Annotated in this window: 25 protein-coding genes and 1 pseudogene; 13 read left to right on the forward strand and 13 right to left on the reverse strand. The window is 58.5% G+C overall.

Annotated elements, in window-relative coordinates:
* Nucleotides 1-35: 35 nt before the first annotated feature.
* On the reverse strand, nt 36-215 hold the full coding sequence (locus DRB19_RS25010) for a hypothetical protein (RefSeq protein ID WP_114188735.1): 180 nt from the start codon (nt 213-215) through the stop codon (nt 36-38).
* 265 nt (nt 216-480) lie between these two features.
* Here DRB19_RS25010 and DRB19_RS31970 point away from each other — a divergent pair, with 265 nt between their 5' ends.
* From DRB19_RS31970 to DRB19_RS25030, 4 genes are all read left to right on the forward strand, one after another.
* Complete coding sequence (locus DRB19_RS31970; protein WP_114188736.1) at nt 481-732, forward strand: DUF6894 family protein; 252 nt, start codon at nt 481-483, stop codon at nt 730-732.
* Nucleotides 733-1,368: 636 nt separating this feature from the next.
* A complete protein-coding gene (locus DRB19_RS30250; RefSeq protein WP_162815854.1) occupies nt 1,369-1,893 on the forward strand; it encodes a hypothetical protein in 525 nt (174 codons plus the stop codon).
* Nucleotides 1,894-2,165: 272 nt separating this feature from the next.
* The gene (locus DRB19_RS25025) at nt 2,166-2,585 is read left to right on the forward strand and encodes a hypothetical protein (RefSeq protein ID WP_114188738.1); all 420 of its coding nucleotides are present in this window, start codon (nt 2,166-2,168) and stop codon (nt 2,583-2,585) included.
* Nucleotides 2,586-2,945: 360 nt separating this feature from the next.
* On the forward strand, nt 2,946-3,605 hold the full coding sequence (locus tag DRB19_RS25030) for a LuxR C-terminal-related transcriptional regulator (RefSeq protein ID WP_114188739.1): 660 nt from the start codon (nt 2,946-2,948) through the stop codon (nt 3,603-3,605).
* A 118-nt stretch (nt 3,606-3,723) separates the two neighbouring features.
* Here DRB19_RS25030 and DRB19_RS25035 read toward each other — a convergent pair whose 3' ends face one another.
* Complete coding sequence (locus DRB19_RS25035) at nt 3,724-3,927, reverse strand: NepR family anti-sigma factor (RefSeq protein ID WP_147022417.1); 204 nt, start codon at nt 3,925-3,927, stop codon at nt 3,724-3,726.
* Between the two features lie 262 nt (nt 3,928-4,189).
* Between DRB19_RS25035 and DRB19_RS25040 the strand changes: the two are divergent.
* Nucleotides 4,190-4,885, forward strand: a pseudogene (locus DRB19_RS25040) (IS6 family transposase).
* 102 nt (nt 4,886-4,987) lie between these two features.
* Here DRB19_RS25040 and DRB19_RS25045 read toward each other — a convergent pair.
* The 6 genes from DRB19_RS25045 to DRB19_RS25070 all read right to left on the reverse strand — a co-directional run bounded on the left by DRB19_RS25045 (nt 4,988) and on the right by DRB19_RS25070 (nt 12,551).
* Nucleotides 4,988-6,304 (reverse strand): NAD(P)/FAD-dependent oxidoreductase, encoded by a 1,317-nt coding sequence (locus DRB19_RS25045; RefSeq protein ID WP_114188741.1) that lies wholly within the window; start codon nt 6,302-6,304, stop codon nt 4,988-4,990.
* 714 nt (nt 6,305-7,018) lie between these two features.
* Complete coding sequence (locus DRB19_RS25050; protein WP_114188742.1) at nt 7,019-8,764, reverse strand: thiamine pyrophosphate-binding protein; 1,746 nt, start codon at nt 8,762-8,764, stop codon at nt 7,019-7,021.
* 290 nt (nt 8,765-9,054) lie between these two features.
* The gene (locus DRB19_RS25055; protein ID WP_114188743.1) at nt 9,055-10,182 is read right to left on the reverse strand and encodes an enolase C-terminal domain-like protein; all 1,128 of its coding nucleotides are present in this window, start codon (nt 10,180-10,182) and stop codon (nt 9,055-9,057) included.
* A 30-nt stretch (nt 10,183-10,212) separates the two neighbouring features.
* The gene (locus tag DRB19_RS25060; RefSeq protein WP_114188744.1) at nt 10,213-10,992 is read right to left on the reverse strand and encodes an amino acid ABC transporter ATP-binding protein; all 780 of its coding nucleotides are present in this window, start codon (nt 10,990-10,992) and stop codon (nt 10,213-10,215) included.
* Nucleotides 10,992-11,651 carry an amino acid ABC transporter permease gene (locus tag DRB19_RS25065; protein WP_114188745.1) on the reverse strand — a complete coding sequence of 220 codons (660 nt, stop codon included), beginning with the start codon at nt 11,649-11,651 and terminating at the stop codon, nt 10,992-10,994. Before DRB19_RS25065 ends, DRB19_RS25060 begins: the two co-directional genes overlap by 1 nt.
* Before the next feature lie 63 nt (nt 11,652-11,714).
* Nucleotides 11,715-12,551: a transporter substrate-binding domain-containing protein gene (locus tag DRB19_RS25070; RefSeq protein WP_114188746.1), complete on the reverse strand. Its 837-nt coding sequence runs from the start codon at nt 12,549-12,551 to the stop codon at nt 11,715-11,717.
* Between the two features lie 164 nt (nt 12,552-12,715).
* On the opposite strand from DRB19_RS25070, the gene DRB19_RS25075 reads away from it, so the two are divergent.
* Nucleotides 12,716-13,624, forward strand: a complete 909-nt coding sequence (locus tag DRB19_RS25075) for a LysR substrate-binding domain-containing protein (RefSeq protein WP_114188758.1) — start codon at nt 12,716-12,718, stop codon at nt 13,622-13,624.
* A gap of 1,283 nt (nt 13,625-14,907) precedes the next feature.
* Nucleotides 14,908-15,153, forward strand: coding sequence for a hypothetical protein (locus tag DRB19_RS25090; protein WP_114188748.1), 246 nt, complete (start codon nt 14,908-14,910; stop codon nt 15,151-15,153).
* A gap of 520 nt (nt 15,154-15,673) precedes the next feature.
* On the opposite strand, the gene DRB19_RS25095 is transcribed toward DRB19_RS25090, so the two are convergent.
* A complete protein-coding gene (locus tag DRB19_RS25095; RefSeq protein WP_245439820.1) occupies nt 15,674-16,315 on the reverse strand; it encodes a carbonic anhydrase in 642 nt (213 codons plus the stop codon).
* Nucleotides 16,316-16,521: 206 nt separating this feature from the next.
* On the opposite strand from DRB19_RS25095, the gene DRB19_RS25100 reads away from it, so the two are divergent.
* Complete coding sequence (locus DRB19_RS25100; protein ID WP_114188750.1) at nt 16,522-17,322, forward strand: M48 family metallopeptidase; 801 nt, start codon at nt 16,522-16,524, stop codon at nt 17,320-17,322.
* A gap of 19 nt (nt 17,323-17,341) precedes the next feature.
* Here DRB19_RS25100 and DRB19_RS25105 read toward each other — a convergent pair whose 3' ends face one another.
* A complete protein-coding gene (locus DRB19_RS25105; RefSeq protein WP_245439822.1) occupies nt 17,342-17,449 on the reverse strand; it encodes a helix-turn-helix domain-containing protein in 108 nt (35 codons plus the stop codon).
* 217 nt (nt 17,450-17,666) lie between these two features.
* On the opposite strand from DRB19_RS25105, the gene DRB19_RS25110 reads away from it, so the two are divergent.
* Nucleotides 17,667-18,593, forward strand: coding sequence for an alpha/beta fold hydrolase (locus DRB19_RS25110; RefSeq protein ID WP_114188751.1), 927 nt, complete (start codon nt 17,667-17,669; stop codon nt 18,591-18,593).
* A 75-nt stretch (nt 18,594-18,668) separates the two neighbouring features.
* On the opposite strand, the gene DRB19_RS25115 is transcribed toward DRB19_RS25110, so the two are convergent.
* Nucleotides 18,669-19,040 carry a DUF1612 domain-containing protein gene (locus tag DRB19_RS25115; protein WP_276330634.1) on the reverse strand — a complete coding sequence of 124 codons (372 nt, stop codon included), beginning with the start codon at nt 19,038-19,040 and terminating at the stop codon, nt 18,669-18,671.
* A 3-nt stretch (nt 19,041-19,043) separates the two neighbouring features.
* A complete protein-coding gene (locus tag DRB19_RS25120; RefSeq protein ID WP_114188752.1) occupies nt 19,044-20,828 on the reverse strand; it encodes a site-specific integrase in 1,785 nt (594 codons plus the stop codon).
* A 429-nt stretch (nt 20,829-21,257) separates the two neighbouring features.
* On the opposite strand from DRB19_RS25120, the gene DRB19_RS25125 reads away from it, so the two are divergent.
* The 4 genes from DRB19_RS25125 (at nt 21,258) to DRB19_RS25140 (ending at nt 23,465) form a co-directional block, all read left to right on the forward strand.
* Nucleotides 21,258-22,025: a DUF1376 domain-containing protein gene (locus tag DRB19_RS25125; protein WP_162815855.1), complete on the forward strand. Its 768-nt coding sequence runs from the start codon at nt 21,258-21,260 to the stop codon at nt 22,023-22,025.
* A complete protein-coding gene (locus DRB19_RS25130; protein WP_114188754.1) occupies nt 22,022-22,342 on the forward strand; it encodes a hypothetical protein in 321 nt (106 codons plus the stop codon). The genes DRB19_RS25125 and DRB19_RS25130 overlap by 4 nt, the downstream gene beginning before the upstream one ends.
* A 166-nt stretch (nt 22,343-22,508) precedes the next feature.
* Nucleotides 22,509-22,937, forward strand: a complete 429-nt coding sequence (locus tag DRB19_RS25135) for a hypothetical protein (RefSeq protein ID WP_114188755.1) — start codon at nt 22,509-22,511, stop codon at nt 22,935-22,937.
* Between the two features lie 72 nt (nt 22,938-23,009).
* Nucleotides 23,010-23,465 carry a hypothetical protein gene (locus DRB19_RS25140; protein ID WP_114188756.1) on the forward strand — a complete coding sequence of 152 codons (456 nt, stop codon included), beginning with the start codon at nt 23,010-23,012 and terminating at the stop codon, nt 23,463-23,465.
* 306 nt (nt 23,466-23,771) lie between these two features.
* Here DRB19_RS25140 and DRB19_RS25145 read toward each other — a convergent pair whose 3' ends face one another.
* Entirely contained in the window at nt 23,772-25,565 is a 1,794-nt protein-coding gene (locus DRB19_RS25145) for an acyl-CoA dehydrogenase C-terminal domain-containing protein (RefSeq protein WP_114188757.1), read from the reverse strand.
* Between the last annotated feature and the right edge of the window lie 308 nt (nt 25,566-25,873).

Consider the following 25,873-nt stretch of genomic DNA (forward strand, 5'->3'; position numbering starts at 1 on the left):
CGGGCTCTGCCAAGCCGCTCTCGGCTCAACCATGGCTAAATACTTACAACCCAGATGGGGAGGATGACCATGAGTTCCAGCACCGTCCCAGCAACGATAAATCCGATGATGACCTCCCGGAAACGATAAGAGACGAACCAGTACAAGACCGTCATGAAAGCAATGAAAGCGATAACTGCAACGAGTACGGGACCTACCGCCGATTCGTAGCCCATGTTCGGTTTCCTTATGATCAGCCGGGCAGATCCAGAGCCAGTCACAGCGACCAACAGAAAACGAAACGGCTGCTGCTATATTCCGCGATCATCGTCTACAGACGGTTTATAATGAGGAGTAATCCAACAGGCTGCGCCGCTTGCGTGATCGTTTCCGCTGGTGATCCTCTCTCAGACTCTTTTGTTGCCGATGACGGATGTATAAGAACTAGTCCTTAGTTGCGCCTGATGCTCGGTGCTTTCATGGCTGATAATCCTGTTAGTCATGCCCCAGTATTCTCTTCATATCTGGAATGGTCGCGATCGCTACGGACATCCTAGAAAACTAGACCTTCCTAGTATCGAGTCTGCCCATGCCGTTGCCTTGCAGTTGGCGCGGGTTTTGATCGCGGCTCGCTCGTCCTGGCGCGAGTTGCCTATCGAAGCGCGAAAGCAGTTCGTTATCGAGATTGTGGATGAGGCTGGCCAGACGGTGCTGGCTGTTCCATTCACCGAGGCTGAAGGGTCAGTGTCGTAAGACAGCTCGCCCTCGAACACGTCCAGCACCGAATATTAACCTTGGCCATTGCATAATGACGGGACCGGTCGCGTTGCGTATCAGTCCGGCGCAGTGTGCTCAGACACAGCAGACGCCCTGGCCAAGGGTCCACCGACCCCCCTTGGCTGGGGCACTCCTTTCAGTCCGACCCGGTGGGCTACGGATTAGATCGAACAGTTCTTACCCTTATGTTCAGGTCTACCAGTCTGCTCCCATGACTGGCACCTGAGCGCTCGGGCATAGGTTTTCATCCGGCTGGTGCAGGTCGTCACTCATGGCCGATGACTCGGCTGGCTCGGGAGTGTGTTGGCGAGGCTGCTCAAGCAAGTATCGACAGCGTACCGGGTTTGGGCCACCTTACCCGTCCAATGATCAGCATGTGCTGATGTTGCAAACACGCAGATCGAAATAGCAAGAACGATCCTCATGCCTGTTTCTCCTGAGAGATCAGGTCGATCCTAGTCGCAGGAGAAGATGATCGCTCCGGCAATCTATGTCATCGGAGCAAGGTCTGACGCCTTCATCCTGCTATAGTCGCACCACCGCCAGGGTCCATGCTTGTAAGGCCGCATGTCTGACGCTGCAAGAACACGACCAGGAGAGCGATACTCAAGAATGCCAAAGGTTGGCAGCGGCACAGCCCAATCCCTGATCCTGACCATGAGAAGAGTCACAGCCTCCTGCAGCATGGACGCGAAAAAGCCGTGTGCTCAAGTTAGAGCTAAGATAGCCGGATGTGGGGGCTCGGTCATGCCTAGGGCAAGAGCTAAAATCCGAGTTGCTGACGACCGCAAAACCGCGACGATCGAGCTCAAACCTCTTGGGCAGCCAGGACATCTGGTGGACCTCACACTCAATGAGCTTGATCAACTGATAGACAAACTTGGCAATGCAAGAAGCCAAATGGTCAAGGGGCATCCGATCCCGCCCTTCGAGCGCGATGAACCGCCGATCAGCGTTGCTGCCAACACCAAATGGACCATCCGGGCGTCTCCACCGGAAGGAGTCCTTTTTGGGTTTTATCATCCGAAGTTTGGGCCGGTCGGACTCACGCTACCAAAGGAAGAGATTGTTAGCATCGTGGGATTTCTGACCAATCGGTTCATCCTTCAACCGGCAGCTTCTCCAGAAAAACATTAAGCCATGTTCCCTATCGTAGTGAAGAGCACAGTAGTGTTGTCGCTGAGAACTGCTATTGAAACAGGGTGGTTCGCAGGGATGCAGACGCCTTGCTAAGAGTTCACCCGACTTCCCTTGGCTGGGGCCCTGGTGTTTGTAGAGATGAAGAACCCCGAGTGCCGAGACGTAACCTAACTCTTAGGAATAAAGGTCTCGACTGGGTCTTCATCTGTTCGACCGTCCCGTCCACATTAGCTGAACGGCATCCAATCGATACGGCACTGACGGCTTCCATGAACGAGATGAGTATTACTGCGGCTGAAAAGGCGTCCATGCTTCAGTCAGTTATCGCTTTGGCCCAAGAAGACGAGCGCATGGAGCTAGCCAAGGTATCTGCTCAAGCTGAATTATCGAGAGCGCGAATGGAAGTCTTGATAGGCAAAGCTACCATTATGATCTCTCTGCTCAGGGACGAGCAGCACGTTAAGATCACTGTCGATCAAGGCCAGTTTGTACGCTTCTTCCTAGGCGAGGATAGATACATCACCATCTACTTCAATGAGATGTACGTGGTGTGCGGAGGACTTAAATCTAGGAAGGTTCTATTTGAGACACGCCTCGACCATCACATGACGGCACTGACTTTCGCCGCCAGGAAAGTCGGTGACTTTATTGCGTATGGGAAGTTCCGTGACGAGAATGGCGGGCGCTAATTTTGTTTTTCCAAAGAGGATCACCTCCATGGCAGCCCGCCCCCAGGCGAGATTTGAACACGTCAGCCATCATACGCAGTTCGTAGTACTACTTTAGATAAGGCGAGATTGTGTTTACTTTGCGTCAACACCATTGTGCTGCAGCGCATCATGGCTATAATCTTCCTAGTCCTCGTACAAAACCAATGACGGCATCAACGCAGAGCGGGGTGACAACCCTGGTTCCTTGCGGCAGCGCGAGTTTGGTTCGGACAGGGCTTTAGAACCAAGTGAAAGCAGTGGCGCATGGTGCCATCAAGCATCGTGCCAAGTGCCGGCGTGTGACCAATTTCATGGTTGCTGCCAACTGGAGGGGGCCCCATGGCACAGAAGATCCGCGTTGGCGTTGTCGACCAGCATCCGCTGTTTCGGGACGGAATCGTCTTCAGCCTGGCGGCGCAGCCGGACCTTGAGGTGAGTGGCCAAGGGGCATCCCTACGAGATGCCCTGCTGATTGCCCGTGAGAGTGCACCAGACGTGATCGTGCTCGACCTGAGCCTGCTGGACGGTGGCCTTGAGGCCATCACGCAGCAGCACCCTGCGACCAAGATCCTGCTCTTCACCATGGTGGCGGACGAGGAGCGGGTCGGCACAGCCTTGCAGCGAGGGGCGAGAGGGTGTCTGCTCAAGGGAGCCAGCGGTCGTGACCTGGTGCATGCGGTGCAGATGCTGCACCAGGGCGAGAGCTACGTCTCACCCAGCCTTGCGGCCAAGCTCCTGATGCGCCCTCACCCGGGGAGTGTTCGGGCGGCGAAGCCCGCGGATCGCTTCTCGGATCTGACGCCGCGCGAAGACGAGATCCTGTCGATCCTGGTCAAGGGCCGCAGCAACAAGGAGATTGGCAACACGCTTGATCTGAGCGAGAAGACGATCAAGCACCATGTGACCAACATCCTGCAGAAGCTGCAGGTGCGCAACCGGGTCGAAGCAGCTCTGGTCGCGTCTGAGCGCCTTCCTCAGCGGCTGATGATCTCTCGGTAAGAAACTCCGCCCGACCGAGGTCGCTGAGCCGTAGAGCCAGCCGCCTTCGGTCAGCAACGTCGACGTCGAAGTAGTCGATCGGCACAGATGCACCGCCCCCCAGGTCCCTCGTGTGATCTCAGCGCAAGTCTGGCCGCGTCTCGCGGCCTGCAGCCTCGAGCCTGGCAATCAAGGTTTGCAGCCGCTGGGGAAGATCCTCAGCGAGGCTATCACTGTAGAGCTTTCGCAGGAAGTTCCCGATCACGAGAGTAGTGTGAGTGCGGGACGGGGTGAGCGTGTTCGGGAGCTCCAGCCCCTCGATCAGGTCATGAGATGCCAACATGATCGTGCTCGCTCTGCTATCCATCGCCATGCTCCATCGCGCCCGCTGAGCCAATTCGCATGTCCTGGGTGGGTTCAGCGCGACTGTGTTGCTGCGTGTGGGAGCGCACGTTCGCCCTTTGCTGAAACACAAGACGTCACGTGCGAGCCTCGGCGTCCAGCCTTCCTAGTAATCTCTCAGCGACTCATCTGAAGGGCTCTGTCGCAAACCTTTTTTCAGATTTCCATCTACTGGAGTGGAGGTCTCAGTGGCAGAGGAATAGGTGTTCAAGGGCAGGCATTTCGATCGCGCAGTCATCCTGCGCTGCGTCCGGTGGTACCTCGCTTACAATCTGAGCCTGCGGAACCTTGAGGAGATGATGGCCGAGCGCCATCTCGGCCGACCACGCGATCGGTCACAGACGCGTTGTCCGGTGCTCGCCCGAACTTCTGAAGCGCTTTAACGCACGTAAGCTGCCTGTCACGGGCAAATGGCATATGGACGAGACATATATCGGGGTCCGGGGTCAGTGGCGGTATCTCTATCGTGCGATCGACAGCAATGGTGACACGGTCGAGTTCTGGTTCAGCGAACGGCGCAATCCGACAGCCGCCAAACGGGTTCTGCCCAAGGCGCTCAAGCGGCATGGCCGGCCTGATAGGATTGTGATCGACGGGAGCCAGACGAAACGCGCGGCAATCCTGTTCTGCGACACTGCAGACCGGCTCCAGGATCGATCAGGACGATAGTTGAACCCTATTCGCATCCGCCGAAGTGCCTACCTCAACAACCGCATTGAACAGGATCATCGCGGTATTAAGAGGCGGGCTCGGCCGATGCTCGGTTCAAGTCAATGAACAGCGCTTGTGTGATCCTGGGCGGGATCGAAACGATACACATGTTGCGCAAAGGACAGGCGAAGTATGCCTGCAGTTCAAACATGTCACTTGCGGAGCAGTTCGAATTCGTCGCAGCATGAAGGGGAGCGACGCTCGCCTCCATCCCTTCAAATCCACTTAGGATTTGCGATAGAGCCTTGGTTGGAGGTTATGTCAGCTGCAGAGCAGCAGGGTAAGGAAGTCTACGCATGGGTTGTGCTTGGCTCTTGTGAGATGGAAGGTTGGCCGCCCAACCACCTCTGAAATCGAGAAGCCGCATAGACAGATACGGGCACCGGCGACGGACGCCCAGCAAGGACGTCGGCTACGATGCTTGCAGTAGCAGGGCCTGACGCAAGGCCCACATGGCCATGACCAAAAGCGTAGACGATGTCTGGAGAAGCTCGGGCCGGTCCGATCACCGGCAACCCGTCGGGGGTTGACGGTCGATGTCCCATCCAGCGTGAGATCCGCTCCTCGGGGATCTGCCTAGGCAACTGCGGATAGGTGCGAAGTGCGTGGTTGAGGAGAACCGCAGCTCGTTTCCAGTTTGGTGCCGCACCGACGCTAGCAAGCTCAACCTGACCTGATGCCCGCAAGCCCTTCAAGGTTAGAGTATTTGCCATTCTCCCGTCGCTCGGCATAACTGGAATGCGTGGAGCTGCCTCGGGGTCGGAGATGACAACGTGATATCCTCGCTCGCTCTCAAGGCTTACACGGTCTCCCGCTTGCAATGCTAGGGACTTCGATTGAATTCCTGCGGCGACAACAGTTCGATCGCACACGACTTCGCCGGCTTCGGTGCGAACTGCTCGCAGCCGACCAGCCTGTACGTCGAAACCAATGGCACGCGCCTCAATGATAGTCGCTCCCTGTGATCGTGCATGATGAACAAGTGCGGCGACGTACTTACCTGGGTCGACGCAGTGAGCTCCTGCTTCAACCAGAGCTCCAAACTTATATCGACTGTCCAGCGAAGGCTCCTTCGCACGAAGTTGCTCTGCGTTTAGCTCAAGCCACTGCACCCCGTTATCGCGCCTTAGCTTCCAAGCGAGAGCCTCTGTCTCGAATGCAGCGCGATCCGGGTAGACGTACAGCAAACCCGATCGTTTGATGAGATCCTTCACCCCGGCCTCTTCAGCCAGTTTGGCGTGTCGGATTGGAGAGTCGTGGAGCAGGACAGACAAGGCCCGAGCTGTCGCTTCCACTCGGGTGACAGTCGCTCCAGCATAGAGGAATCGCATCAGCCAAGGCAGCAGTCGTGGGAACTCGGATGCCCGGATCGTCAAAGGACCCAGCGGATCCAGCAGATAACCTGGCACCTTCTTCCACAGCCCGGGCATAGACATGGGGACCACTGATGCGGGACTGATCCAGGCTCCATTGCCATAGCTCGCAGCCTGCTCACCTCCTGGCTCGCCGGGCTCCACAATAGTAACCCGATGTCCTTCGCGCATTAGCTCTATAGCAGATGCAGCACCAACGATGCCGGCTCCAATTACAACGATATGCAAGCTCATGGATGTTACCTGGACCTCGTCAGATAAAAAATTTGCTCAAAGTACTCTGCTCGACACTAAGAACTATTTATGAACACGATCGTTGGGCGCCCGAACCTAAGGGATCGTCCGTGCATCCATCCCACGCCTTCCGAAAGTAGCTGCCCAATTTGAGGTTCCGGCTCCTGCTATGGAGCAAACTGGTATGGTGCCGGGTGCAGTCGCGCAGCAGGACTTCCACTCAAAACGCAGTTACATCAGGGCAAGGCGGTCGTAACCTCGAGCGTTATTATACCTGTGCCCGACCACTACGCTTTTAGGTGGTTGCGAGCCAAAATGGTGTCGGACCATATCATTCATCATTCATTTCGGCTCTGCCATCGGCTGCTCCTACGATCATCACGTCACATGGAGAGTTCGATATGCGGCGCCTTATCCCGATGGGATATAAATACTGCTCGGACCGACTGTCTGCGTGTGCCGCCGACGCGCCTCTTTGGCGCCGTATGCCCAGAATTTGGCGCGTCAGCAGGAACCGTATCAGATTGGATGTAACTGCTTGCACAAATAGGGACGTAGGATTCTGTTCCAAATGCCTTTTAGAGGCGTCCCCAAGAGTCACATTGTGCCCAGCACCAAACGCCATGCCCGCGGCCAATCTTCGACCCAGTCTGGCTTCTTGATCTCTGATTCCCATTGGCTTCGCCTCAATCACTCGTTCCCACAGGATAGTTGTCAGAACTGAGCTTGCGTTCCAGCTACTTCCGGATCGACGCCGACCTTCGTCAACCAGGAGAACACAGGTGGGAGGCGGTCGGCGATTGACTCAACTACGATGTCCAAGAAGCACGGCTCATTGAGGCTGAAGGCTTCTTCGAGCGCGCTCTCGAGCTGAGCCGGTGTTTCTACCCGATAACCCCGAATGCCGTAGACCTCTGCAAGCTTGCTCATGTTATATGCGCCAAAGTCGACACTGAAAGTTCCATCGTTGTTCTTGTCCGGTGCATGAACACGCTGGAGCGCTTTGATCCACCCAAAGCAAGCGTTATTGAAATGAATAAGGACTGCCGGGATGTTCAAACGGGCTAGCGTCTCTAGTTCTCCCGCTGTCATACCTAGAGACCCGTCACCGAAGAGACCGACAGGCCGCAGGTTCGGGGCAGCGTAATAGGCGCCGACGACGGCCGGGATTGCATAGCCGAGTCCCCCAAAGAAGCGTGGAATCACGAGCTTCGATCGGGGATCGTGCAGTCGAAGGAAGCGCGTCGAGTAGGGTGTAGGCGTTCCGGCATCTGAGATCACGTGACAGGGTGCGGGCAGATGGCGGTTCAGAGCCTCGATAACTCGTTCTGGGCGGAGCGGAGTGCTGTCGTCCTGCAGGTACGGTGACATCACATCCCAGAACTCGGCTCGCTTGGCATTGATCTCGTCGACCCACGCACTAGCACGCGGAGTAAAGTTTGATGGCACCCGAGCTAGGAGGTCCTCCATCACAAGTTTCGCGTCGCCGACGACTGGCAGGTCGATTGGATAAGTGTTGGCAATGGTGTCCGGATCAAGATCGATCTGAATAATGCGTGTTTCACCGTGCGGAGCCGGCCACTTCCAATTCATCGTCGCCACTGAGCCCATTCGGCAGCCGACGTAGATCACTAGATCGGCACGTCCGAGCGCCCAGATTGCATGTGGGTGGAAGCCATTGTCGCCGATGATGCCGGTGGCAAGACGGTGATCATCTCGGATGACGCCTTGCCCTGTGATCGTAGTGACGACTGGAACATCGAGGCGCTCAGCGAATCTGGTGATTGCTTCAGCGGCGCCAGAGCGATTTGCGCCACCACCGGCAACGATGATCGGCCGCTCTGCGCCAAGAACCGAGGTTATAGCGGCTTCAAGGTCAACCCCTTGAGGCCGCACACGGTAAGAAGGAGCTTGGCGGCAATGTTCCTCGATGTGGAGCGATACTCCTTCTTCCGGTACGCTTTGGTAGAGGAGATCCTCAGGGAGGGACAGGACAACCGCACCTGGCCTTCCACCGGTTGCCTTTCGGAAGGCACGGCGCACGACCTCTGGCAGCTTTCCGACACTGTTTAGTGACTCGGTATGCTTCGAGATCGAACGGAAGAGCTCCTCGATTGGTAATTCGGTCAACGTGCCTCGGCCGACGCCCGGCTGCGGAATGTCATTTACAAGAAGCATCAAGGGCACTGACGATTTGTTCGCTTCAGCAACCCCTGGTAGGGCGTACATAGCGCCGGCCCCACTTGGGCATTCGGCTACTCCTGGCTTACCGGACAATCGGGCATAGCAGTCTGCCATGTAGACAGCAGAACGCTCATCCCTGCACATGATATGTCGCGGTGCGCCCTCGGTAGCCTTGAGAGCTTGGTAAAAGGCAACGTTGGTGTCTCCCGGGACGCCGAAGATTACTTCAACCCCATATTCTGTTAGCATCTTAACGAGAGTGGACGCGCCATTCATAACTTAGCTCCTATTGTATGTTTCATCAGAACTTTGTATTGTAAGCTGGCTGAACAATGGGACAGAGCGCTCTCTCCGGCAAACAACATGCATTCGCCTTCGTGAGACGCTTAAGGCGCTCTACCCATCTTACCTTGGCTGCATTACGGGCGTTTCCACAACAGCCGTTGCGAGTGGCATATGCCAGTGGTAGCTCGCTGCCCTGCGAAGGTTTTCTTCACGTCCTTGAGGATGTCGCACCGACCAGTGTTTCAGGCGAAGGGCACATTCTGCTCAACCATCTAGTCTCTTCATCGCTCCTCGATAACGCGCGCATTGCTGCGCAGCGAGGTGTCGCTTACACAGATGCCGAGACCGGCTCCGTCCGGGATGACCACCCGACCACTGCGGTTCTCAATGCGCTTCTCCAACACATCCTCAGTCAGCACGTGATGGGGCATATAAAACTCGCAGCCCAGCGACACGCCTGGTGTAGCAGCGATGAACTGGGTACCTGCAGCAAGCGCGATGCCACCTTCCCACAATGTCCCGCCATAGCCGGGCAGGCGTGCCGTGTCGGCGATCGCCATCTGGGCCTGCGCCTTTAAGATTCCACCAGCTTTCATTAGCTTTACTGATATTGCGTCGGCAGCCTTTAGCCTCACGAGTTCCATCACGTCGCGGGCATCGAAGCAGCTCTCGTCTGCTAGAATCGGTGTATCAAGTGCCTCTACGAAAGAGGCCATTGCTGAGAGGCAGTCGCGTGGCACAGGCTGCTCGATGAACGTCGGCCGGAAGCGCTCAACGTCGCGGAGCACAGAGATGGCGCCGAAAGGCTGTAGCGCTTGATTGTAGTCAATCCTGAGGTCGAGGCGGTCGCCAAAGGCTTCTCGCATCGCCTCCAGATGCGACATGTCCTCGCGATGCGACTTCACTCCAGTCTTGACTTTGAAGATCTCATGACCGGATCGCACCATCTCCTCCATGCGAGCCATGTCAGCGCCGAAGTCCGGGTCGGCGATGGAGAATGAGAGTGGAATCTCGTTGCGAACGCGGCCACCGAGGAGATCTGCAACTGATAACCCGCAGGACTTTCCGAGAATGTCATACATCGCCATTTCGATGGCGAGCTTCGCTTCGCCATGGCCGACCAAGGCCTTATCCATCGTATGTGTAAGCGCCCGGATTTCCTTTACCGGCGCGCCAATGACATATGGCCGAAGGTAGATGTCGATTGCCGCGAAGGCTCCCTCTGCGGTGCCGGTAAACACCTCCCAGGGCGCGGCCTCACCCCAGCCCGTGATGCCTGATGAAGACGTTAGCTCGACCAGCACTCGCTTCACTGTGCCCTTGATGTTGCCGATACCCTGCAGGCGGGCCATCTTGATAGGACTTTCGACCAAGAACAGGCGAAGCCGCTCAACGCATTCCATTGTCATTCTCCTGGTATCTCGCCCAGAAGGGCGGCTTCAGCGCGGCATCTGGCCTTTATGGAAGTGGCTAAGAAACGTACGCGTCGCTTCCATACGCGGCTCGTCGATTGTTTGGCGAGCCGGACCTTCCTCGACCACCACGCCATCCCGCATGAATACGACGCGGTCAGCAACCTCACGGGCGAAGGCAATCTCGTGCGTAACAATCACCATAGTCATGCCGTCAGCCGCAAGTTGCTGTATAGTGAGAAGCACCTCGGAGACTAGCTCGGGGTCAAGCGCCGAGGTTGCCTCGTCGAAGAGCATAACCTCGGGCTCCATCGCCAGCGCGCGGGCGATTGCAACTCGCTGCTTCTGACCGCCAGAAAGCGTTTCCGGCATCTGGTGCGCTCTGTCAGAAAGACCGACCTTTTCCAGTTGGGCCATGGCTAAGTCCTGGGCGTCCTTACGGGGCAGCTTACGAACATACACCGGTGCTTCCATCACGTTCTGCAGCACGCTCATGTGCGGGAAGAGATTAAAGTTCTGGAACACCATTCCGGTACGCGAACGAAACGCCGCTAGTTCGCGGGTGCGCGGTGGTTTGCGTGTCGGTCCGAATGCGAAGGTCGTCGTCCCGACCCGGATTGCACCATCGTCCGGCACTACGAGCAGATTGATGCAGCGGAGTAGAGTTGATTTTCCAGATCCAGAGGGACCGAGCAACGCTACAACGCCGCCGGTCTCCACCTTAAAATTGATGTCTTTTAGAACTTGGAGCGCTCCGAAGCTCTTGCGCAGCGCATTGACTTCTATCATCGGCGCGGACGTGGTCATTAGCTCGTCCTCAGCTTGCGTTCCCGGTTGCGAACAAACACCGTGAGTGGGAAAAGGATTGCGAAGTACGCGACGGCGATTGCAGTGTAAGTTTCCAGAGGACGGAAACTGTCATGCGCAACCATCTGGCCTTGGTAGACAAGATCTGGAACGGCTAAGACAGAGACCAGTGAGGTGTTCTTGAACTGGAGGATCGACTGGTTCATCAGTGGCGGCACCATCCGTCTCAATGCCTGAGGCAGAATGATGCGCCGCATAGCAAGTCCTGGAGTCATCCCGAGTGCAGCTCCGGCCTCGGATTGTCCCGCGTCGATGGAGACAATGCCGCCGCGGATGATTTCTGCGTAAAAAGCGCCTCCATAACAGGAGAGTGCCAGTAGCGAGGCCATAGTCGGCGTCATCGAAATGCCCATGAGGATGGGAAGGGCGTAGTAGAACCAGATTAACTGGACGAGGATTGGCGTACAGCGAAAGGCTTCGATGAAGCCAAGAGACAGGGCTCGTAGGATCTTGAAGCGGGACAGGAGGCAGATCGCGGCAAGCAGGCCAATTGCCATGCCTCCTATCACGATGGCCGCTGTGAAAGCTATCGTAATGCCCATGCCCTGTAGGAGGAGCCAACGATAGTTTAACAGAATAGAGAAGTCCCATTCATACATGGAAGTGCCGCCACTAAGGAACAAGTTCCTGCAGAGTGGTCTCCGCAGGAACGAAGACAATGCTCAGATCTCGAAGCCTGGCGGTAAATCAGTTTCCTTGACGCCGACGAGCTCCATGTTGCGCGTGATCGTCGACTTAATGAAGCCATTGTCACGGTGCTTCAAGATCCAGCTATTCACGAACTGCCGCCAGGACTGGTCGTCCTCGCGCCGAAAGCCAGCGTGGGAAGTTGTGAAGTCGACCGGCGTCGGAATCACGAGCTCTCCGAGTGATGGGTTCTTTGACCGAAGGGCTAAGGCTAGCACCAAAACGAGGCATTGTGCGTCGACCCGACCAGCCTGTAGTGCTGCCGTCACGTCGCTGGCTGTCTTGAGGCGGGAAACCTGCGCATTGGGGGCGTGTCGCGCTATAGCTGAGTCGTGCGATGAGCCGGCATCGACCCCAATGCGCATCTCCGGTTTATTGAAGTCGTCCCACGTCCTTGCTGTGACACTCTTTTTGGCAATGAGTGTAAAAGAGTTTTTGAAAACCGGCTCAGAGAAGTCGATCACCTTCTGTCGCTCAGGCGTAGGGTTGAGGCCGAAGAACACATCAATCTTCTCGGCTTGCAAATCGAGGACTGAGTTGCCCCATGTAGTCTCTAGCATCGTCAACTTTACACCAAGGTCCTCAGCAAGCTTCTGGCAGATATCGATGTAAAAGCCCCGCCATTTCCCGTCGCTGAGTCCCTTTTGATAATAGGGAGCACCGTCTGCGATAACGCCGATGCGTAAGGTACCAGACGACTTCACGCGTTCGAGTGAACTGGTCGATTGCGCGTTTGCGACTGTGAGTGTGCCCGTCGAGGCACTTATTGCAGTCGCTCCGATAATCTTCCCGAATGTCCTGCGAGTGATCATTGTCTTTCCCTCTGAAGTTTCGTGGCTACACGTTATTATGTCGCAAGGTAACCGTACTTCTTACTACATGAACATTGTTGGTGTGCTGGCTCTTGGATGTAAAACTTGAAAAATTCGGTTCGTCATGACTATTAGTCATGTGGGGTGCGAATCGGTGGAACATTATGCGACGATTTTTGCCTTCGCTATCGGCGCTTCAAGCCTTTGAGGCCGCTGCGCGGTACATGAGTTTTACGAAGGCTGCCGACGAACTTGCCATCACCCAGAGCGGCATCAGCCGACAGATAAATAATCTGGAGCAATACCTGGGGGTACGGCTTTTCGAGCGTTCTGGCTCACGCCTCGTACTGACAGATCCGGGCGCCAACTACTTTCAGGAAGTTGCGCAGATGCTTAATAAGCTGGAGGAGGTCTCCATTGACGCAGTTCGCGGGCGTAAGGCGGACGCATCTCTGATGATCGGCGCTCACCCGGGTCTTGCCACGCGCTGGCTTGCACCCCGCCTCGGCGGCTTTGTCGCGAAGAACCCTGGTATGCCGATCGAGGTAGTTCCAGTAGACTCAGAGGTCAACTTCGAGCAGAGCCGTATCGACATTGCCATTATGCGTGGGGTAGGCTCTTGGCCGAATACTCGCGTTTCGCTCCTCTTTCCCGAACAACTGGCCGTGGTTGCCTCGCCGAAACTTATTCCAGCGACAACCAAGCTCGACCGGCTGGATTTTTCACATCTTCCTACGCTCCAGAATGCGAGCAGGCCCAGCCTTTGGCTTTCCTGGCTGCGTACTGCCAAGCTAGCCCACAGCGGGGTGATCCAAGGCATCCGCTTTGCGAATAGCGAGATGCTTATCAGTGCCGCACTGAGTGGGTTGGGGCTTGCAGTCGTGCCCTGGCATTATGTTGAGCAGGAGCTTGCCAGAGGCGAACTGCACCTGCCTTTTGGGGATCCAGTTCAGTCCAGCGAAAGCTACTGGGTGGCTTTTTCCGAGCGCAAGACACAAAGGCAGAGCGTAAAATCGTTTCGTGATTGGCTACTATCTGAGACCCGCAACGATAGGAGCAAGTCCCGATCCTGAAACCCACGATCAAAGACCGTGTACACGGACCGATCGTTGAGCGCCCTCATCAACCCTTTGCCCTCGTTAAGACGATGCGAACGGAGTTCGAGCGTCCAAACTCAGGTATGCGGTTCAAGGCATGAACGGCGATGATGACCTCGGTCGCACAACGCCGATCGTTGAGCGCCCTCATCACTGAATGATCACAAGGTCCCTGCACGCAAGCACACCCAGCGGGAGCGACCGGTGCGGTCGAAACCCTGGACCGCAATCTGAACCCGCCGTTTGCCCCCATTCCCTCGAATTGCCATCCCTTGGCTGAAGAGTTGATCAAAGACAGCCTCTGCAGCCGCTTTCGACCCTACTATCCGCTCGAATCGTACTGGATCCACGGCAATAATGGAGCCGTGCTGAGGGTGGGCCCGCACAAATCCCCAGGCTTTCTGACGAAGGCTGGGTGCAAGCGCCTCTCCCTTTTCAATCTTGGGAAACCGGGTCTCGTTCTGAACCTTATTGCGGATCGTCCGCAGCCGTCGGGACGGGTCGCACGGGGTGAGAGCGTCGGAGCGCTCCGTTTCCCCGAGCATCTTTCCGCCACGCCGGATCGGGCTATATCGCTGGCAAGATGGGCAGCATCACGCCTGGAAGACCGGTGCAGGGTTGATCATGATGGAAGACACGTTCGAGGCATCCTTATCCCGTCCCAGCCCTCCCGAGGGATGGAGCCGAGCGTTGCAGGCACTTTGGTGGGACGCCCGAGACGATTGGGAAAGGGCTCACGGCCTTGTTCAGATGGACGAGGCTGATCGTCAATGCGCCTGGGTCCACGCCTATCTGCATCGGAAGGAAGGTGATCCCTCGAATGCAGCCTACTGACACAGGCGAGCGGGCCAGCCCGTCGCGACCGGTTCCCTCACCCAGGAACGCCAGTTGATCGCGGACACCTTGATCCGCGACGCATCACGAAAGGAATGACGGCCGCGGAGCCCCGGAAGACGGGCTTGCAAAAGAGCGGTCCTTTCACCAACTGAATGTCATCGGGGTCCGGGCCCCTCTGGCAATCTCCCATGAGGTTGCGATGTCGGACTCTCTCACCTGACGAGCGCGTGTGACGTGCTCCGAACTTGGGAGATATCCATGCAGATTCCCATGCCATGACATCGGCCTGACGGCGAGCTTCCTCGTTCGCCCTTCTCACAAACCTACGCAGGGTACGCCCGATGGCGCGCGACGATGGCCTCTCGGCCGGACGTCACGCCCATCCAAGGCAGTCCGCACGATCACCACACATGGGATCTCGAATGTTCAAGAAAATCGCCAAGCTCATCTTTTTCCTCTGGCAGAGCCGGCAACCTGGCTACGGATACGGCCATGGCAAGCCGTGGAAGTACAAGAAGCGGAAGGGATACAAGGGCGGACGGCACTGGGATCACGGCGGGTATCCTCCATACGGGCATGGATCCGGCTACCCAGGGCACTACCGTCCGCACGGCGTGAAGGGCCTCATCGTGGATGCCCTCCTCCGCCGACTGCTTCATCGCCGCTGAGGATCCGTTCGGCAACGGCCGAGCCTCCCGCCCGGCCGTTACCCCGCCTCGACCTTGCGTTTGCAAGGCCATCCCCTGACAGCTACAGGCCCCTCGACGTCGCCTTCGAGGTCCGTCGCCGCGCCGCAGCACGCGGCCGCTCCAGGGGACATGGCGTTAGGACCAGACCAGGCGACGGTACCCGGACGCAAATTCGACGAAGACGCTGGCATCGAACTTGCAGATCCAAAGGGCCGCTGACCGCGGCTTTCTGGAAGTTCGGCATCCGAGGTGTGCCGGGAGCTGCCCTTTGGAATCTCGTCTGTATACTCAAGCTTAGCGACCAAATGAACCAGCTCTGGGGCTTTTGCCTCAGCGTCTGACGATCCGATCCCTCCAGTCGAACACGCGCTGCTCGAACAGACCGGCCGCCCCCGCCTCGCAGTGGCCGCCCGCCCCCTCGGTAGCTTGAGATCGAGCACTCTCAGGCTGTTTGCCGCTCCAGTGCAGCAAGCCTCTCGCGAGAGGCTTGCTCCTCGGCCTACCCCTCATCAAAGAAGTCAACGTCGCCGTTACTCAGATCGTAGCGAGCGCCCACGATCTTGAGCTTGCCCGTCCTCAATGGCTCCTGGAACAGGGTTTCGGATGTGCGCAGCCGGTTCACCGTGCGCCGCACGTTCTCCCGCACCGCATTATCGAGCAGGTCTCCTGGTTGCGTTTGAGCCCTGAGAACCGCCGGCACGATGGGTTCCACCATCTGGCCGATGGCTCCCGGGAAGGTGGCGTTCTCCTTTACCACCTTCACAGCCGCATCCACCGCACCGCACTTCTCATGGCCGAGCACCACCACCAGCGGCACGCCGAGTTCGGCCACGGCATACTCGATCGAGCCCAGGGCGGTGGTGTCCACCGTGTTGCCGGCGTTGCGCACGATGAACAGCTCGCCCAAGCCCCGCCCAAACAAAAGCTCGGGCGGCACACGAGAGTCGGAGCACGAGACCAGCACAGCAAACGGGGTCTGGCCGCGGGCAATCTCAAGGCGCCGATCGCGGTCATTAACCTGCCGGTACGGCGCATCGGTGATGAACTTGTCGTTGCCCTCCTTCAGCAGCGCCAGCGCCTGATCCGGCGTCAGGGTGGTCTTTGGACCTGCTGCCCAGGCAGGATGACTGGGCAGGTTCATTCCCGCTGCACCTGCACAGCACAGGCAGCCCAAAAACCCGCGACGTGACAGATGCCTCCTCATCATTGTTCTCCCGCTCCGACCGACACGGCCGCTGCTCTTAGGGCAGCCGAGGATTGTGGCCTTTTCGGGCTCGGGTCTGCAGTTGGGCCAGGGGCTGCCGCGGTTACGGCAAGCAGCCGCTTGGCTCAGGAGTTGTCGAGACAATGTGCACCTGCAAACTGCGATACAGCCCTTCACTGGCACCAACTGCCCTGACCCGGCGCCGGGCCCTGCACCTGTTCGTGGGTGCAGCGCTTGCACCTGCTGTGGCGGGATGTGAGCGCATTGCGCCGTTCATCGTGTCAGCCGGGACCGTAGAACAGCTCGGGCTGGAAACTTGGGCCAGGCTGCACCAGCAGATGCCGGTGTCACGGGATGCCCGAGCCCAGCAACAGGTGGCAGAGATCGCCAGACGCCTCCTTGTCGCCGCAGGGGAGGACCCCGGCCGCTGGGAGGTTCAAGTGTTCGCCCAGCCGCAGGCGAACGCCTTTGTGCTGCCCGGCCGCAAGATCGGCGTGCTCGAGGGCATGCTTCGGATCGCCGGAACTGAGGACCAGCTTGCGGCTGTGATCGGGCATGAGATCGGGCACCTGCAGGCCGAGCACTCGCGGGAGCGGGTCTCCGCCGAGACCTTGCGGCAATGGGGCTTGCGGCTGATCAGCTTTCTGCTTCAGGTCAATGATGTGGCATTCGCCCGTGAGATTGCGGCGCTGCTCGTGGTGGGGGTCGAGTTTGGCCTCGTGCGGCCGTATGGACGAGCACAAGAATTGGAGGCGGACCGGCTCGGTCTGCTGATGATGGCGAAGGCCGGCTACAATCCACACGAGGCAGTAGTGCTGTGGCAGCGCGTGGACCAGCTGGGTAGTGGTATGCCGGCCATCCTGTCCACCCATCCAGCCCCGCAGGACCGTATTGAGGCCATCCAGGGGATGATCCCGGACGCGATCAAGGCAGCGAGAGCCTAAGAGCTTAGGAGGCACGGCCTTACACGATGCCCCAGGCACGGTAGCGGGAGCGACTGGTGAGCTCGCGCGGGCGGGCCCTGCCGAGCTGAACCAGCATTAGATCGACGGCCTTGGGCGTGACCTTCACGAGCGTGGCGCCTAGTGGTCACGCCAGACGGATGGCGCCCGATCAGCGAGCCCCGGAACGTCCGGCCCATGAGTTTTCAGGCGGGCTCATTAGCCTGGCGTGGACCACTCGTGACGCTGTCCGTCGATCGGTGATGGTTATTCCATCCTCGCCATGATCAGGTGTATCTACGATCAAACTACGACGCTCGCGCACGAAGCATCATCGGAGCGGAACAATGGATGACACCGAGAGTGAACCGCGACCCGCAATACCTCCGATCGGAGCAACAAAGACGATCGCAACCCAAGACGGCCGCAATCTCACATATCTCGAAGTTGGAGATCCGCACGGGCCGCTCGTTATCCACAATCATGGTGGCCCCAGCAGCCGGTTTGAGGCACGCCTCTTCGCAAATTCAGCATCGAAGAATCGGTTACGGCTCATATGCGTCGACCGGCCCGGTATAGGGCAGTCCAGTCCTCAAAAAACACGCACCTACTCTGGCTGGGCTGACGACTTGGTGACGATCGCCGACGCGTTAGGATACCACGAGTTCGGAGTGACAGGCTGGTCGGAGGGTGGCCCATGGGCACTTGCGGCGGCTGCTTACATTGATCCTCTTCGACTGCGCCATGTCAGCAGCATCGCGGGTGGAAGCTACGGAACCTTTGGTGACAACTGGGCCGCCGACTACCTTTCTCAAGCCGATGCGCTGGGGGGATTCCTCGCACTGCATTTTGAACCTGGCTTCCGCCTCATGTATGCGACCCTTGGCATCACCGCCAAACACTTCCGCGGGGCCTTCGACAAACAGTTGCGGAAAGCCGTCAACGATTACGACCGACAGATTTTGCTTCAACCGGGTTTCAAGACCGCCTTCTACGAAGCATGTGCCGAATGCTTCGCTCAAGGCAGCGACGGGCTGGTTCGAGACAGTGAACTCCTCTATCGGAGTTGGGCTTTCAACGTGACAACAATCGAAAGGCGAGTCCACATGTGGCAAGGAATGGATGATCGACTAGTACCGGCTTCCATCAACAAAACGATGGCTGACCGAATGCCTGGAGCGGCCTGGCATCCAGTTGAGGGAGCCGGTCATTTTGTGGCTGTCGGTTCAGGGGACGAATTGTTCGGAATCGCGGCCGAGGAACTGGGTGCGTAGCAATATCGCTCAGTGGCGCACGCTAGACGGATGGTACCCGGTCGTCGAGCTCCGGAAGACCCGGCCATTGGGCTTTCAAGTGGGACTTATCCACCTGGCGTGCACCACTAGCGGCACCGTCACCAGCGGGCGCGACAGAAACAACTCCGCCAGCTCCGGCAGCTTCGAGTTCGCCCGACATTCCCTGGTGACCCGGTGCATCAGCTCGCGCGCGAGGATCAGCCGATCCAAATTCTTATTGTCGATCGCAACGGCTTCCTCGACCACTGGGCAGAAGCCTTCAAGTTTCTCGAGGATCCCTGCCCTGTCCCGCGGCCGGAACTTCGGCTGCTTGAACGCGACGGCCGGCGGCAACAGGTGGTTTGTCAATCCGCGGGCCTGTAGGATGGCTCCGGCCATGATTAAGCCGAGCCAGGGCTGGCGGGGGTAGAGGTTGAGTTTTAGCAAGGGTTATGCAGGCCGGGATTGCGGCCTCGGCAGCGATAAGTCGGAATAAGCGATCTTGTTTATTTCACGTTGCAGCCGTTGAAGCGAGATGCCACGGTCGAGCGAGCCATCAGCCCTGCGCTCGCGGCCATAGCGGCGTCCGACCCCACCCCCCGAATGTCCGGTCAGCGCATGGTGGATCTCCTCGCTCAGCCCGGCCTCGCGGCAGGCCCGTTTGAACGTGTGGCGGAACGAGTGAAACGTCTTCGCTGGGTGATCCACCACATGCGCTCCGAGATAGCGGCCGAACCACTTCGTCCAAGCCTTAACTTTCGGATCGATGGGTGGCTCGAACCCAGGCCATAGGGACGCTGCGTTCGCCTGTGAGGCCGCGAGAACGTCCAGCAATCCCAGCCGGATCAATTCGGCGTGGACGGGTACGGAACGTGCGGACGAAGCTGTCTTGAGGCTCTGATCCTCGCCCTCGTTCGTGAAATCGAAGTACCAGATTCCACCCTCCCCCTGGCGCACATCACCAATCCGCAGTTGCGCAATCTCCGTCCGCCTCGCCCCACTGAACAGGGCAATCAGCGGGAACCAGAAGGCCGCCTCCCCTCGTCCGCCCAGTGGGCGCTCGCCATTGGCGAACACCGGCGAGGAAAACAGCCGTCGCAGCTCCTCTAGGCTGAAGGGCTCATACGGCTCTCTTTCCGATTGCGCGATCCCGAAACCAACATGGAACGGATTGGACCAAGCCGGCAGGGCCTCAAAGAATCCGTCCCGCTCCGCCCGAGCAAGGACCCCGCCGAGCAGGGCCAGGATCTTGTTGACCGTCTGGGCGCTCCGCTTTGGATATTGGCTCAGGTCCTGCTTCAGGAGTTCGGGAAGGAGCATTCTGCTGAGGCGCATCGGCAGGGCCTTTGGGAGCTTCGCCAGCGCATCCCGGAAGGCACGGCCATGGGCTTTGGTGATTGCTGTGATCGCCAGATCCCCATGAAGCTCAACAAACCGCCGGACTGCCTGCTCGGCCTCGGCGGCTGACCTCGACCGAGGCTTGCGTGCTCCCCGACTTCCCCCATCGGTCCATCTTTTTAGAGCGCCTGTGATCGTTATACCCTGTGCTTGAGCCAATGGTTCAGGGGTGGGAACCTCCTCGCCTTCAAGCCTGGCATTGATCGACTCAAATGCGCTGCGCTGAGCCTTTACAAACCCGAGTTCCAGTTGCCGCCAGACCGGGTCATCGGGGTGGAGAACGATGCCCCGCTTCGCGACGGCCCGGTTGACGGCGAACCCGATCAGTTCACCCGGGCGCATCTTGGCGGCCTGCGCTCGAACATACTTGTCCAAGTAGGTGATGAGGTACTTGTAGGCGGCGAGGTCATCATCGGTCATCCCGAGCCCATCATGGTGTGCGGGCGCTCCCGGTCGTGCCAAGTCGAGCCCGATGCCGCGAGTGCGCAGGGCCTCATCGCCGTGCAGCAGATCAATCTCGTGCTCGCGAACCAGGACGGTGATCTCGTCAGGGCTGATCCCCGCCGGCGGTCCGTTCTGCAGCAGCTGTCGCGCTTGGTCCACCAAGGCGTGGGTCTCGGCAATGTGGCTCAGGACCTTGCGCTCGGCAACCTTGCCGTCGTTGGTTTGAAGGGAGCGGATAAGCTCGGTCTTGAAGCGACCCGTTCGCGGGTTGACCAGCGGCACGAGCGTCTCGGGCAAGGGCGCGGGGACCGGCTTGCCGGCAAGGTCGTCGGGAAGAGGGAAACGGAACTCGAAGCGGTTGGCGCGGCGCTGGAGATATTTCATGCGGGCCATCGAACCTGAACCTGTAGCACGTGAGTGTAGCACGAGCCTGGCGCAAGCACCTGAAAAACCAACATGTTCTGGAAAACCAACCTCTTGAAAGGTTGATGGCGCGCCCGAAAGGATTCGAACCTCTGACCCCCAGATTCGTAGTCTAAGGCAGAGCTTTGAAATTTCTGACGTTTTTTGCAAACCAAATCCCGAACATGCCGCCGAGTATCAAAGGGTTAACCAGCCCTTTGCAAACCAAACCCTCGTTTTTCACAAGCTTCAAAAAGAAACCGCCGCTCCGGCTGGACCCCGGAACGGTGGCATGAATGTGAAAGCAGAAGCTCACCAAAAGCCTCACCAAAGACAATGCCCTACAGCTGTACAGCTGGCAAGACTCATCCCAATCTGGTCAGGAGACCGATACGCCTTCCAAAGTTGGGAGGCCCTCCCATGAGCGGTCGCCTCCCCTGGTTTAGATGCTTTCCTGCTCCTCTCCTTGGCGAAATCGCCGGCATGGAGGCAGACGAAGGCTATGTGTACATCGTCCTGATGCTGCGCATTTATGAGACAGGAGGGCCTGTCCCTGAGACGAGCCGCACCCTCGCACGGCGCACCGGTTTACGGGAGCAGAGAGTCGTCGCCGCGCTTGAGGCTTTGATCGCAGCGAACAAGCTCGAGCGGCTTTCCGACGGTCGCCTCGACAGTGCTTTCACACACGAAGAAATCGCCTGGCAGGATGAGCGTCGGGACGGGCAGTCGAAGGCTGGAAAAGCGAGCGCCGCGAAACGAGGCAAAATCCACTCTGAACAACGTGAATTAGATCAAATCGAAATAGCTCAACGAAATCAACAAAACGCCTCAACGTCCGTTGAGCGTCCGTTCAACCATAAAGAAGAAGATACAGAGAAAGAAAAAGAAGAAGAAAAAGAAAGTACGACGGCACGTCGTCCGGCTGAGCGCCCGCCCCTTGGAGGGGGGCGGGCTTTGCCGAACTCCCGATCGGAACGGCGCACTGGCCGACGCACCTCGGCACTGAATGCCACGCCTGCACCAACCTTCTTCGCTGAGGAAGGCACACCTCAATACGAGGCGTGGCTGAAGGCTGAAGGCCTCCTCGGTAAGAGCAACATTTTCACTAAGGAGCGCAGGGGGGTTAGGGGACGCTATTACGCGAGCGAATGGCCGCCACAGCACGTCTTTCAGGAGGCGGCAGAATGAACACTCTCAATCTGTTTCAAAGCTCCCTCTATCGATTTAAGCGGCTGCGCAGCGACTGGCCGAGCCACCCACACATCGACTGGAAGCAGGTTAAGAGACGCTTCTTGGCTCTCTTACCTGAGGAGCAGGGCCACTGCTCCCGCCTCGCCGTTCGATATGTCAGGCTCTGCCAGCGCACTGGCAGTCATTTGATAAGCCCTTCCCAAAGGATCGAAGCACGCGGCTGGAGGGATTATCTCGAGGCTGAGCGCAGCGCCGCCCGGGAGTTCGAGGCGAAGAGTACACCGGTCTGGGTCGTAGAGGGCACAGCCGCCTGAGCCGCTTGGCAGCAACACCGTGAGAACAAGGGCAGCGCATGCCGAACCCCGAGAACATCCGATCCGCGCGCGGGTACGGCTGGTGGTTTCCAGCGGCTTTGCCTCCGGATGCCCAGGCGAGGCGCTTGGAGCAGGAGCAGACTGGGTCGCGATCAAAGGAGGTCAGATGAACGCGAAGAAATCAAAGGGAAATCAAATGACGCGACGGGGTGGCAAACGGGCCGGTGCCGGACGTCCCAGCGGGCGCCGGAACAAAGCAACGGTCGAGCAGAAGCTGACGCTCGAAGAACTCGCCCGGGCGCACACCGATACCGCGCTGGCCGTGCTGGTTGAGGTTGCCCAGCACGGCCAGAGCGAAGCGGCCCGTGTGTCTGCCGCTAACTCCATTCTCGACCGCGGCTACGGCAAGGCTCGCCTGCTGGAGCCAGAGGTAATCTCTCCGGCGGCCAAGGCTGAACAGGATGCCGAAGAGGCGGCCAAGGCGCATGCCGAATTCATGCAGTTCCTCGACGAGTCGCTCGCAACGTACGCGGCACGGGAGGAGGAACGGTCCCAAGGGCAACCGGGCACGAGCGAAGCTGGCGCCCTGTCCTAGTGGCGGGATGGGATCGCTCCGAGCAGCGTTCCTGGCCAACCGATCGAAACGACCAACGCAAAGGAGATTGATATGCGTGTAGAACTGCAGTTTGAGGGCGAGGTGGTGATCACGGGCAAACTGGCGGAAGCGGACCTGCGCTCCCTGTTGAGCCTCTTCAAGGACGCTGAGGTGGAGGAAACGTGGCACAGCGCACCCATCACGGTGACGCAGGCCCAGCAGCTCATTGCGCTTCTGGATGCGCCGAGTGTTGAGTTGCTCCGGCAGATCACTCTGGGCGGCGGAAGCATCACCTGGCCACAGGTGCAGAAGATCTGTGACATCAAAGGCACCGACTTTGACCGATACCATTCCTATTATGAGGAGAGGATCGAACAAGCTGTTCGGACGGTGACCCAAGGCAAGCACGCCTTTTTGATCACCTATGAGGATGGCGCTCCGGAATGGTGTACAGATGACTGGAAGGACGCCAAACTCGAGATCGATGGTCCGGCACTGATATCTCTGCAAGAGGTATTTACGGCTTAGCCTCAGGAAGAGCCACTCACCAGGAGGCGTGCGATGCTCGCCCCCTAACCTGGTTTAAGCTGCCATACAGCACCAGGAGCAGCATAGTACTCATAGCCATGCCGGTTCGGTTCAGCCACTTCATGGCAGCAGCGCTCTCTTCAGAGCGCCAGTAACACCAAAGAGGTCCTCGCGTCTCCTCAAATGTCCGGTGATGGTGGACAAGCGGACCAAAGCGCAATGTCCGAGAAGTGCCAAAAGCTGCCGTTTCCGCCATAGTCGGTCTTCAGCACGAGCACAGAAAGGCGATTTGACCCTGCATCGCTCTCAGAACAAGTGCGTAGGCATTTCCATGATGGTATCGGATCCAGCCTGGATGCAGGCGAGGCGCGACGCGGTTTCCGGCATCAGGCGCTCCATGAAGAAGCGGCCGGTCAGAAGCTTCGCGTCCATCTTCTCGGCGACGCCGTTGCCCTGCTGTTTCTTCGAATGTGCGACCTTGGCCATCTTGGCCCACATGTAGCCCATGGCCACGAGGCCGAAGAGGTGCATGAAGTCCGTCGCGCCCGCGCCGGCGTTGTCAGGCTTGGCCATCGCATTCTGCATGAACCACATGGTGGCCTGCTGGAGATGGCTCAAGCCCTCCTGGAGCGGCGCGATGAAGCCCTTCAGGGTGTCGTCGCCGGCATTCTCCTGGCAGAAGGCTCCAACTTCGTTGAAGAAGCCCATGATGGCGCGCCCGCCGTCCTTGCCGAGCTTGCGGCCCACGAGATCCATGGCCTGGATGCCGTTCGCTCCCTCGTAGATCTGCGTGATGCGGGCGTCGCGCACGAACTGCGACATGCCCCACTCCTCGATGTACCCATGGCCGCCGAACATCTGCTGCGCCTTGACGGCATTGGCGAAGCCAAGATCCGTCAGCACGCCCTTCACGACCGGGGTCATGAGGCCCATGTGATCGTCAGCCGATTGCCGCTCCGCCTCATCCGAGGAGCGATGGGCGATGTCGCTCTTGAGCGCCGTCCACACCACCAGGGCGCGAGCCGCCTCGTTAAAAGCCTTGATGGACAGAAGCGTCCGGCGCACGTCCGGGTGCACGATGATCGGGTCCGCCGGCTTGTCCGGGAACTTCGCGCCCGTGAGCGACCTGCCCTGGAGCCGGTCCTTGGCACAGGCGACGGCGTTCTGGTAGGCGACCTCCGACTGGCTCAAGCCTGCCACACCCGCTGCAAGCCTCGCCTCGTTCATCATCACGAACATGGCATTGAGGCCGCGGTTTTCCTGGCCGATCAGCCAGCCTTTCGCCCCATCATAATTCACCACGCAGGTGGCGTTGCCGTGAATGCCCATCTTGTGCTCGATCGACCCGCAGGAGACGCCGTTACGCTCGCCAACGGAACCGTCGTCATTCACGATGAATTTCGGCGCGACGAAGAGCGAGATGCCCTTCGTGCCGGCGGGCGCACCCTCGATTCGGGCCAGCACCAGGTGGACGATGTTCTCGGCCATATCGTGCTCGCCGGCCGAGATGAAGATCTTGGTGCCGCTGATGGCATAGGAGCCGTCGCCGTTGGGAACGGCCTTGGTCTTGAGAAGGCCAAGATCCGTGCCGCAATGGGGCTCGGTCAGGTTCATGGTGCCGGTCCACGCCCCTTCGACCATCTTGGGCACAAAGATCTTCTTCTGCTCCTGGGTGCCGCGCGCGAGCACCACCGCAATCGCGCCTTGCGTCAGCCCGAAGTGCATGCTGAGGGCCAAATTAGCCGAACACAGGAACTCCTGCATGACCGCATTTAGAGTCGCCGGCAGACCTTGCCTCCCGAAGTCAACTGATGCCGAGAGCCCCATCCAGCCGCCGGACGTGTAGTCCTCGTATGCCTCCTTGAAGCCGTTTGGCGTCGTGACAGAGCCGTCCGGGTGCCAGGTGCAGCCCTCTTGGTCCCCGACAGGGTTGGAGGGCACAAACGCCTCCTCAGCAAGCTTGGAAGCTTCGGCCAAGATCATCTTCAATGTTCCCGAGGTCATGTCAGCAAAACCTGGAAGGTTGCTATGGCGCTCCAAGGGGAACACATCCAGCACCAGGAAAAGGAAATCCTCGACCGGAGCCTTGTAGACGGGCATTGCAGCACCTTCTTCTCCTATCGGGGAGGATGCGGCACTAGAATACGCCGACATTCGGCCTCAGGCAGCAGAACTCGTTTATAGCGTATCTAGCCGACACCCGCTTTCGAGGGTGCGATGCCGGCGATCAGCTCGTCCGCCTTCTAAAAGCCGGGAATTTCACGCCTAAACCGCTGGTAGATAGGCAGATCGAGTGGAGCGAAGTGGCTTTCGGCAGGCGGAAGGTCTGAATTGGGTCACACAAGGAAATTGCCATCACTTTAGGAGTGTCTCTTGTTCCGTGCCGAAGCGGACATCCAGTCTACTTC

It is taken from the genome of Microvirga aerophila (genome assembly GCF_003332305.1).
Classification (GTDB): domain Bacteria; phylum Pseudomonadota; class Alphaproteobacteria; order Rhizobiales; family Beijerinckiaceae; genus Microvirga; species Microvirga aerophila.